Source organism: Mesorhizobium sp. M2A.F.Ca.ET.042.01.1.1 (genome assembly GCF_003997405.1).
Classification (GTDB): Bacteria; Pseudomonadota; Alphaproteobacteria; order Rhizobiales; family Rhizobiaceae; genus Mesorhizobium.
In genome coordinates, this window is sequence record NZ_RZRX01000236.1 from 1 (window position 1) to 10,300 (window position 10,300).

Annotated in this window: 9 protein-coding genes; 8 read left to right on the forward strand and 1 reads right to left on the reverse strand. The window is 64.6% G+C overall.

Annotated features, from left to right (window positions below; all coding sequences use genetic code 11):
* Positions 1–248: 248 nt before the first annotated feature.
* Both EOA23_RS27115 and EOA23_RS27120 read left to right on the forward strand, forming a co-directional pair.
* Positions 249–440, forward strand: coding sequence for a hypothetical protein (locus EOA23_RS27115; protein WP_126061768.1), 192 nt, complete (start codon positions 249–251; stop codon positions 438–440).
* A gap of 180 nt (positions 441–620) precedes the next feature.
* Complete coding sequence (locus EOA23_RS27120; protein ID WP_127306402.1) at positions 621–2,726, forward strand: molybdopterin oxidoreductase family protein; 2,106 nt, start codon at positions 621–623, stop codon at positions 2,724–2,726.
* 12 nt (positions 2,727–2,738) lie between these two features.
* On the opposite strand, the gene EOA23_RS27125 is transcribed toward EOA23_RS27120, so the two are convergent.
* Positions 2,739–5,519 (reverse strand): sel1 repeat family protein, encoded by a 2,781-nt coding sequence (locus EOA23_RS27125; protein WP_127306403.1) that lies wholly within the window; start codon positions 5,517–5,519, stop codon positions 2,739–2,741.
* Positions 5,520–5,726: 207 nt separating this feature from the next.
* Between EOA23_RS27125 and dapB the strand changes: the two genes are divergently transcribed.
* The 6 genes from dapB (at position 5,727) to EOA23_RS27155 (ending at position 10,287) form a co-directional block, all read left to right on the forward strand.
* Positions 5,727–6,503 carry a 4-hydroxy-tetrahydrodipicolinate reductase gene (gene dapB, locus EOA23_RS27130; protein WP_127306404.1) on the forward strand — a complete coding sequence of 259 codons (777 nt, stop codon included), beginning with the start codon at positions 5,727–5,729 and terminating at the stop codon, positions 6,501–6,503.
* Positions 6,504–6,723: 220 nt separating this feature from the next.
* Complete coding sequence (locus EOA23_RS27135; protein WP_189341719.1) at positions 6,724–7,683, forward strand: ABC transporter substrate-binding protein; 960 nt, start codon at positions 6,724–6,726, stop codon at positions 7,681–7,683.
* A 154-nt stretch (positions 7,684–7,837) separates the two neighbouring features.
* Positions 7,838–8,692, forward strand: coding sequence for an ABC transporter ATP-binding protein (locus EOA23_RS27140; RefSeq protein ID WP_126061762.1), 855 nt, complete (start codon positions 7,838–7,840; stop codon positions 8,690–8,692).
* A 13-nt stretch (positions 8,693–8,705) separates the two neighbouring features.
* The gene (locus tag EOA23_RS27145; protein ID WP_127306406.1) at positions 8,706–9,581 is read left to right on the forward strand and encodes an ABC transporter permease; all 876 of its coding nucleotides are present in this window, start codon (positions 8,706–8,708) and stop codon (positions 9,579–9,581) included.
* 107 nt (positions 9,582–9,688) lie between these two features.
* Positions 9,689–9,979, forward strand: coding sequence for a type II toxin-antitoxin system ParD family antitoxin (locus EOA23_RS27150; protein WP_127306408.1), 291 nt, complete (start codon positions 9,689–9,691; stop codon positions 9,977–9,979).
* Complete coding sequence (locus tag EOA23_RS27155; RefSeq protein ID WP_127306407.1) at positions 9,976–10,287, forward strand: type II toxin-antitoxin system RelE/ParE family toxin; 312 nt, start codon at positions 9,976–9,978, stop codon at positions 10,285–10,287. The genes EOA23_RS27150 and EOA23_RS27155 overlap by 4 nt, the downstream gene beginning before the upstream one ends.
* Positions 10,288–10,300: the final 13 nt, after the last annotated feature.

Consider the following 10,300-nt stretch of genomic DNA (forward strand, 5'->3'; position numbering starts at 1 on the left):
GAGGCGCAGTCCGCCCAAAATCCACTGCCAAGGCGGCCTGAGGCCTCAAGAGCGAGGCAAAACAACCCGCCAAAGCGGCCAGAGCGCCTTTCAAAAAACGCCCATCTGCCTCGTGCGCTAAATATCGGCTCCCATGCAAAACCCTCCTTGTGGGAGAAGGTGGATCGGCGCGCAGCGCCGAGACGGATGAGGGGTGTTGGACGGAGTGAGGCGTAAGTAAATTGTCAAACGCGGCGCAGGAAACGTCAATGTCCAGGGAATTGTGGATCAAAGCAGGCAACCTTCTGGCCGTTGACCCGAAGGCAGGTGTCAAATGTCCGGAATGCGGCGATGCGGACCTTGAAGTCTTCGACACCAAAGCAGGCGAAGATCATATCGAGCGACACATGCGCTGCCCGAAATGCGGCGCCTATAAAGCGCTCTATAAAAGCATCGCCTAATAGTCGACCCTAGGGGTGCTCCAGCTTGGCAATTGCCTCGCAAAGCAACCGTCTCACTCCGCTGGAACACCCCTCATCCGTCTCGGCGCTATCGCGCCGATCCACCTTCTCCCACAAGGGGAGAAGGGAAGAAGTCTCTGGCCCTACACCTCTCTCCGAAAACCCGCTAAACACCCCCGCATGAACCAGCACGCCAAGCTCCGGATCGGTCATTCGGCCTGTCCGCATGACTGCCCCTCCACCTGCGCGCTCGAAGTCGAGCTGCTCGACAACAACCGCATCGGCCGCGTGCATGGCGCCAAGGCGAACAGCTATACGGCCGGCGTCGTCTGCGCCAAGGTCGCGCGCTATGCCGACCGGGTGCATCATCCCGACCGGCTGCTGAAGCCGCTGGTGCGCGCGGGCGCCAAGGGGGAGGGCGCCTGGAAGGAAGCGAGCTGGGAAGCAGCGCTCGACCTCGTCGCGGAAAAATTCATCGCGGCGGAAGCGAAATACGGCTCGGAGACCGTCTGGCCTTATTTCTACGCCGGCACGATGGGGCTGGTGCAGCGCGACGGCATCGAGCGGCTGCGCCACGCGAAAAAATACTCGGGCTTCTTCGGCTCGATCTGCACTAATCTCGCCTGGACCGGCTGGATGATGGGCGCCGGCGCCTTGCGCGGGGCCGATCCGCGCGAGATGGCGAAGTCCGACTGCGTGGTGATCTGGGGCACCAATGCCGTGGTCACGCAGGTTAACGTCATGACCCACGCGACGAGGGCGAGGAAAGAACGCGGCGCGAAAATCGTCGTAATCGACATCTACGACAACGCCACGATGAAGCAGGCCGATCTCGGCCTGGTCTTGAAACCCGGCACCGACGGCGCGCTCGCCTGCGCGGTGATGCATGTGCTGTTCCGCGATGGGCTCGCCGACCGCGCCTATCTGGAAAAATACACCGACGATCCGCGCGGGCTGGAAGAACACCTTCGCAGCCGCACGCCCGAATGGGCGGCGGCCATTACGGGCCTCAGCGTCGCCGAGATCGAGGCTTTCGCAAAGCTCGTTGGCACGACCAAGAAGACCTACTTCCGCCTTGGCTATGGTTTTGCGCGCCAGCGCAACGGCTCCATCAACATGCACGCCGCGTCCTCGATCGCCGCCGTCACCGGCGCCTGGCAATATGAGGGCGGCGGCGCCTTCCATTCCAATTCCGGCATCTTCAAGCTGAACCAGGACGTGCTCGAAGGCACCGCGATGCGCGATCCGAACATCCGCTATCTCGACCATTCGCGCATCGGCCCGGTGCTGACGGGAGCCGAGGACGCGCTCTATGGCGGCCCGCCGGTGACGGCGATGCTGATCCAGAACACCAATCCGGCCAATGTGGCGCCCGAGCAGCGGCTGGTGATAAAGGGTTTCCTGCGCGAGGACCTGTTCACCTGCGTGCACGAACAGTTCATGACCGATACGGCCAAGCTCGCCGACGTCGTGCTGCCGGCGACGATGTTTTTGGAGCATGACGACATCTACAAGGGCGGCGGCAACCAGCACATCACGCTCGGCCCCAAGCTGATCGAGCCGCCGGAAGGGCCGCGCACCAACCATTACGTCAATGAAGAGCTCGGCAAGCGGCTGGGCGTCAGCGACCGTCCAGGCTTCGGCCTGACCGAGCGCGAGCATATCGACATCATCCTCGGCAAGCGCGGGCTCGGCAGCTTCGACAGTTTGAAGGCTGAGAAGTGGGTCGACCTGCAGCCCGAATTCGACGACGCGCATTTCATCAACGGTTTTGGCCATGCCGACAGGAAATTCCACTTCCGGCCCAACTGGACCGGCCAGTCGGCGCCCAACCGGCCGCCGAAAAGCATGGGCCTGTTCGGCCCGGTCGAACGGCTGCCGGAATTCCCCGACCATGTCGAATTGATCGAGGTGGCGGACGAGGAGCATCCGTTCCGGCTGGCGACCTCGCCGGCGCGCAACTTCCTCAATTCGAGCTTTGCCGAGACGCCGGTGTCCAAGGCCAAGGAAGGCAGGCCCGAACTGCTCATCCACCGCGAAGATGCCGCCGCGCTCGGCATCGAGGATGGCGGCCGCGTCGAGGTCGGCAACCGGCGTGGCGACCTTGTGCTGCACGCAAGATTCTTCGACGGCGTGAAGCGCGGTGTGGTCATCGCCGAAGGCATCTGGCCGAACAGCGCGCATGAGCGCGGCGAGGGCATCAACGTGCTGACCGGCGCCGACGCGCCCGCACCCTATGGCGGCGCCGCCGTCCACGACAACAAGGTGTGGCTCAGGGCACTTTGATTACTTCGCGGATTACTTCTCGGCCTGCGCGTCCAGCGCCTTGATCTCATCCACGGCAGCCTTGCGCGCCGCCGCATCGACACCGGACGCGCCCTTGCCCTTGGCGAAGGCGATGAGGGCCGTGCGCGTGTCCTCGTCGCATCCCTCCGGGCCCACGCCGGCGATGCCGGCTTTCCTGGCCGCGGCGAGCACGGAGTCGCAGGCGTCCGGCGCAAAGGCGAACTGACCCATGATGGCGCCGAGCGTGAGCGGGTCCTGCAGGCGCGGATCGTCGCGGATCGCCTGCAGAGTGGCGCCGCCGACCGCCTTCGATTTCCGGTCCTGCGCGATCTGCGTCAGGTCGAAGATGAACTCGAATTCCGGCTTCTCGACGCCCTCGGGCTTCGACACCAATATGTCCAGCGCGTAGCGGGTGATCTCGTCCGGCGTGACGACCGAGCGAATGGCCCTTGCCTGATGGTAGTTGCGCACCAGCACCCAGCGTGAGGGCAGGTCGCCGTAGCGGGCGAGAATGCCGAGCTGCTTGATGGCGGCAAGTTTCTGCTTGTCGGTCTTGGCGACCTGCGCCTGGGCGAAGACCTTGTCGCGGATGCGGTTGACGACGTCCGCGCCGAGACCGCCCGGAGCCGGCGCGGCCTGTTGTGTCCCGGCTGCGGCTTGCGGGCTGGGAGCATCGTCAAGCGGACCCTTCGCATCGACCCAGGCGGCGAGCGCCTTGCGCGCGTCTGGGCCGAAATAGCCCTTCGGCTCGCCCGTATAAAACCCTTCGCTCTTCAGCGTCGTCTCGATGGCGACGCGGATCTCGTCGGGCAGCGCCTTGCCGATGCCGACCAGATTGTCGTCGTCGAGGCCGGCCGGCGCCTCGCGAAATGCATCCATCACCGCGGCCGCGATCGCCGCGTTTCCGGCGCTGGAGGCCGGTCCGGAAAAGAGGCCGCTCAGCTCAATGTCGGCGTCGTTGGCGCCGAACACACCGACGCCCATCCTGCCGATGCCGTCATTGTAAAGGGCGATGCGATCGGTGATGCCTTCACGCAGCGTCATCAGATGGTCGAAACTGTCGAAGGTGAAAGCGTTGGCGAGCTTCCTCTTGGCCTTGAGCGAGCCGAGCCGCGCCGCCTCGCGCCAGGCATGCAGCCGCTCGCGCGGGTTCTTGTCGACGCCCAGACCATCGTCATAGGCGTCGCCCAGCAGCACCATCGCTTCGACGCTGCCGAGATTGGCGGCGTTGATCAGCATGGCCGTCGCCTTCTGGTCGTCCTGCGGATAGACCACGCCTTTGCGCAACAGCTTCGCCTGCAGCAGATAGGCCTGCTGTTCCTTCTTGGCTTCGCCTTCCTCGATCAGCGCTTTCAGTTGATCGTCGCTCAGGCCGTCGTCGCGACGCGACGGGCGATAGCTGGTCGAATCGAGGTTGGCATACTGCGTCGAGGCGTAGAGCCAGAGCGCGTCGCGGTCGCCCGCGTCCGCCAGCGGCTTCAGCATGGCGCGCGCCACATCCTCGTTCTTGAATCGCTGATCGTCCGACAGGTGCAGCCGCGCCAGCGCCAGCGCAGCACCTGGCTCCCCGGCCTCGGCGGCGTCGCTCAGGCGCTCGACCAGCTGGTCCGGATTGTCGATTTGAAAGCCGTCATAGTCGAGAAGCAGCTCCGCCAGCCTGATGCCGGCATCGAGGTTCCAGGAGGCGTTGAGCAACCGGATCGCTTCACGCGGCTGGCGGCCGACGAATTTGCCGTCGAGCAGCAGGCTGGCCAGCATCGGCCCGGCCTCGGCGACAGCCTTGGTGGCGGCACGCAGCATGGCGATGGCGCGCTTGCCGTCGGCTGGCCCGCCTTCGCCCTTGGCCAGCATGTCGGCCATCATCGGTATGGCATATTGATCGTTGGCGACGCGCGCTTCCAGCAATTGCCTTGCCTTCGCCGCGTCCTGCTGTGTGCCTCGGCCGAGCCGCAGCGCCTTGATGTAAGCCAGCGCCGATCCGGAGCTGTTGGTCCCGGCCTGGGAATCCGTCTCGACGGCATGAAGGGCCTTTTGCTGCTCGTCGCTCGTGAAGCCGTCTTCCGTCAGGGTCGTCCGCGCAATCAGCAGCGGCATGGCGGCACGGAACTGGCTGTCCCATTCGCCGGGCGATTGGCCCTGGGCCGGCGCGTTGATGACGCGTTGCGCGGTCTCGACCACCTTGTGCGCATCGCGGCGCAGCAGCGGCCCATCGATATACTGACGCAGCAGCGTCTCAAGCGCCGTGAGATGGCCGGCAGCGCCTGCCTTCTGCAAGGCATCGAGCGCCATGCCGCGCGAGACAGGTAGCGGACCGGCGTCAGCGTCGTCGCGCCGATGCACTGAGTAGACCTCGTAGAGCAGATAACTCGCCTCGGGACTGCCGCCGTCGGCGATGAGCTTGATCTGCGGCAGGAGAAAGGCAAGCCCCGGCTGGTTGAGCGCGACCTGGACCCGCAGCCATTCAAGCGTCAGCCGCTTTTCCTGTGGTGCGCCGAGCATCGCCGCCTGGCACTTGTCGGCAAGGGTTTTGAGCTTGGTGAGATCGAAGTCTTGCGGAAAGAGCGCGCCATATTGGACAGGCGGCGCCTTGGCTTCAGGATCGAGCGGCACGGAAGCGCCTCGGTCGCAGACGCTGATCGCCTCGGCAAGCGCGGCTTTCTTCGCCGCATCGTCCGCAGACTTTTTGGCCGCATCGTCGGATTTTTCGGAAGACGCCTGCGCTCCCAGGGCCGCTCCGGCAAGGGGCGTCAAGGCGAGGCAGGAAAGAACCAGGGCATGCACTGGCCGCAGCATGGGTGTCCCCCTCGGACTTGGTCCGGGCGCAGCCGGACACAGGCGCTAAATTAGCATGTCGCGTCAGCGATGATGAGTGTGGCGCTTCACATTCGCGTATAATTCGCCCTCGTATCGCCGCGTGTCGCGGCCCGCAGTCGTCTGAATCAATTTGCCAAGGCGGCGTGCTAGAGGATTGTCACGACTCGGATTTTCGACAGGATCGCCATGCCGCAACCGCTGAAAATCGCCATCGCCGGCGCGCTCGGTCGCATGGGCAGGCAGATGGCGGAGACCATCGCCGCCGATCAGCGGCTGGAGCTCGTCGCGCGCTTCCATCGGCCGGGCAGCGTGGGCGAGGGATTGGTCGAGCGCGACGAAGCTCTGGCGCTTGCCGACGTGGTGATCGATTTCACCACGCCCGCGGCGTCCGCCGAACTGGCCAAAGCCTGCGCGGCGCGCGGCGGTCCGGCGCTGGTGATCGGCTCAACCGGTTTCACCCCACCGGAGCTGGCCGCAATCGCCGAAGCGGCAAAGACAATCGCCATCGTGCGCTCCGGCAGCTATTCGCTCGGCCTCAACACGCTGACCGGCCTGGTCGAGCAGGCCGCGAGGGCGCTTCGGCATGATGACTGCGACATCGAAATCCTCGAAGCGCACCACCGCTTCAAGGTTGACGCGCCGTCGGGCACGGCGCTGATGCTGGGCGAAGCGGCTGCGCGCGGACGTGGCATTGAACTGGACGATGTGGCCAGGCGCGCCCGCGACGGCCTCCTTGGTCCGCGCGGTGCCGGCGAGATCGGCTTTGCTGTGCTGCGCGGCGGCGGCATCGTCGGCGAGCACAGCGTGAGCTTCCTTGCCGAAGGCGAGATGCTCACGCTTTCGCATGCCGCCGGCGACCGCTCGATGTTCGCCCGCGGCGCCATCGCGGCGGCACTCTGGGTCGCCCGGCGGCCGCCCGGCGAATACGACATGCGCGACGTGCTGGGCTTCGGCGCCGTCTGACCCGCTTGTATTGCAGGATTTCGTTTCAGCAGCCGTCAAAACGGCTGAAAGCCAGCTGAAAGCTTGGCCATGCCATGACAGTTTTGTGGCGTTCGCCACATGAGCGGCTGGGAGTGGCCGCGAGGAGGAAATGCGGCGCGCTGCGTCGCCCAGTGGAGGAAGTTACGTGACCCGTCTCATCTCTAAATGCGTCCTGCGGTCGGCGCTGCTGACGCTTGCTATGGTTGGCGCTGGCGCATCGGCGGCCTCGGCTGCCGACAAGATCACCATCATCGTCGGCGGCATGGAAAAGCAGATCTATCTGCCGGCCGTGCTTACCCAGCAGCTCGGCTACTTCAAGGATGAGGGGCTGGACGTGGAGTTGGTGAACTCCCGTGCCGGCGTCGAGGCCGAGAACGAATTGCTGGCCGGCGCGGTGCAGGGCGTCGTCGGCTTCTACGATCACACCGTCGACCTGCAGTCGAAGGGCAAATACATCCAGTCGATCGTGCAGTTCAGCCAGGCGCCGGGCGAGGTCGAGCTGGTTTCGGCAAAGCATCCCAAGATCAAGTCGCCGGCCGACTTCAAGGGCGCGACGCTCGGCGTCACCGGCCTCGGCTCCTCGACCGATTTCCTCACCCAGTATCTCGCAGTTCGCAACGGCCTGAAGCCGGGCGACTACACGCTGCTTCCGGTCGGCGCCGGCAACACCTTCATCGCCGCGGTCAAGCAGGACCAGATCCAGGCCGGCATGACCACCGAGCCGACGATCGCCAAGCTGCTCCAGACCGGTGAGGCCAAGGTGTTGGTCGACATGCGCACGCCCGAGAAGACCAAGGAAGCGCTGGGTGGCGACTATCCGGCGGCCTCCTTCTACGTGCAGTCGAGCTGGCTTGAGGGGCACAAGGACGAGGCGCAGAAGCTCGCCAACGCCTTCGTCAAGACTATGAAGTTCATCGCCGGCCATTCGGCCGAGGAGATCGCCGACAAGATGCCGAAGGACTATTACGCCGGCAGCAAGGATCTCTATGTGCAGGGCCTCGCCGGCGGCAAGGCGCAGTTCACGCCGGACGGCCGCATGCCGGCCGATGGTCCTCAGACGGTGCTCAAGGTTCTGTCGACCTTCTCCAAGAGCCTGCAGGGCAAGCAGATCGACCTTTCCAAGACCTACACGACCGAGTTCGTGGACGCGGCCAAGTAGGCGCTGGCAGGCGAGGGCGGACGGACCCGTCCGCCCTGAAAACAAGGACTTGCGCCGGCTGCCTGAATCAATCCGGCAGCTGCGCCTTGAGATGCCGGCGAGCAGGCCACCGGCCCTAGCCGCCATTCTCGCATCACCACCACAGGAGTGTGCCATGCAATCGCAGACCATGGCGGCGGAGAAATTGTCTCCCGCCGCGGCGCCGGCCGATGCCGCTATAGCCATCGACGATGTGACGCTGCGCTTCGTCACGCCGGACGGCCACATGATGACGGCGATCCGCGATTTCACCATGACGGTCGCGCGCGGCGAGTTCGCCTGCGTCGTCGGCCCGACCGGCTGCGGCAAGTCGACCACGCTCAACCTCGTCACCGGGCTCTTGCGTCCCACGACCGGCAGCGTCCGCGTCATGGGCAATCCGGTCACCGACATCAGCCGCGACATCGGCTTCGTCTTCCAGGCCGATGCGCTGTTTCCCTGGCGCAGCGTCATCGACAATGTCGCTGCCGGTCCGCTCTTCCGTGGCACGCCGAAGGCGCAAGCCTATGAGAAGGCGCGCGACTGGATCGGCCGCGTCGGCCTTTCACGCTTTGAGAAGCATTATCCGCACCAGCTCTCGGGCGGCATGCGCAAGCGCGTGGCGCTGGCCCAGACCTTCATCAACCAGCCCAAGATCCTGCTGATGGACGAGCCGTTCAGCGCGCTCGACATGCAGACCCGCACCGCCATGCAGGACGAGTTGCTGGGCCTGTGGTCGGGACTCAAATCCTCCGTCGTCTTCGTCACGCACGATCTGGAGGAAGCGGTGGCGCTGGCCGACAAGGTCTATGTGCTGACCGCCGGTCCGGGCACGGTGAAGAGCGTCTACCGTATCGACCTGCCGCGCCCGCGCGTCATGGCCGACATCCGCTACGACCCGAAATTCATCGAGATCGCCAAGGTGATCTGGAACGATCTGCGCGAGGAAGTGCAGCTCGGCCAGAGCCGCGGCCTTCAGACCGGCCATTGAAAGGGGAAACAGCATGACCGCCATCTCTCCGACCGAACAGGCTGCCACCCGCGCGACCTCGATCGTCGCCGCCGAAGCGCAGGCGAGGGCGCGGCTGCGCAAGCGCCATGCCTTGGTTATCGGCCTGCGGCTTGCGATCCTCGTCGTCTTCCTCGGCCTTTGGGAACTTTGCGCCGATTACAACATCATCGACCCGTTCTTCTTCTCCAGCCCGTCGGGGATATGGGAACAGATCTGGTCCTGGGTCACCGAGGGCACTTCGCAGGGGCCGCTCTGGCTGCAGATCTATGTGACGCTGGAGGAGACCTTCCTCGGCTTTGTCATCGGCGCGGTCGGCGGCATCGTGGCGGGCATCATCCTCGGCCGCAACAAGCTGCTGGCGGATGTCTTCTCGATCTACATCAAGATCGCCAACTCGGTGCCGCGCGTGGTGCTGGGCTCGGTCTTCATCATCGCGCTTGGCCTCGGCATGGCGTCCAAGGTGGCGCTGGCTGTCGTCATGGTGTTCTTCGTCGTCTTCGCCAACGCCTTCCAGGGTGTGCGCGAGGCCGACAGGGCGATGATCGCCAATGCCCAGATCCTCGGCGCCTCGCCGATGCAGATCACCAGATCGGTCATCATTCCTTCGGCGATGAGCTGGATCCTCGCCAGCCTGCATGTCTCGTTCGGCTTCGCCCTTGTCGGCGCGGTCGTCGGCGAGTTCCTCGGCGCCAAGCAGGGCATGGGCCTCCTGATCTCCACCGCGCAGGGCGCCTTCAACGCCAATGGCGTCTTCGCGGCCATGATCATCCTGGCGGTGATGGCGCTGGTGGTGGAGTTCCTGATCACCCGCTTCGAGAACTATGTGGTAAAGTGGCGCCCGGCGCCATTCAACGAGCAGGGGACGTGATCGATCGCCGCACACCATCATGGTTCGATGTTTGGTGTGCGGTCTTGCCTAAAGTGTATGACAAAGTCATGCACCGTGCTATATCAAGGGGCATCGAGGAGACGGTCATGCGAAACTCCCAACCCCTGACGATCACACTGCCGCTCGAAATGGCGCAGATGGTGAAAGACAAGGTGGCCTCGGGCGAATACGCCACCGAAAGCGAGGTCATCCGTGATGGCTTGCGCACGCTTGCGGCGCGTGATGCGGCGGTTGAACGTTGGCTGCGCGAGGAAGTCGTGCCGATAATGCAGGATGCGCGCGCCCGTCCCGAGAAGCTGTTGACGGCCGAACAGCTGCGCCGCAATCTCTCTGAGCACATCAACGCGATCGTCGCCAAACCGCGCTCCGGTGCATGAAGTACCAGGTCAGGTTCCACGCTGCCGCCGAGCGAGACATTGCCGAACTGCTGAACCAATTGGCGCCTAAAGCCGGCGTGGAAACTGCCTTGCGCTTTGTCGGACGTCTCATCGACTATTGCCTCGACTTCGCGACATTTCCGGAGCGTGGCATGCGTCATGACGAGATCGCCCCGGGTTTGCGTACGGTGGGGTGGCGCCGGCGCGCGACGATCGCGTTTGAAATCGTGGATGACAAAGTGATCATCCTGCGGATTCTCTATGCGGGTCGTACGCTCGAACTGGCGGACGAAGAATCGGAACACTGACGCGGCCAGTGGC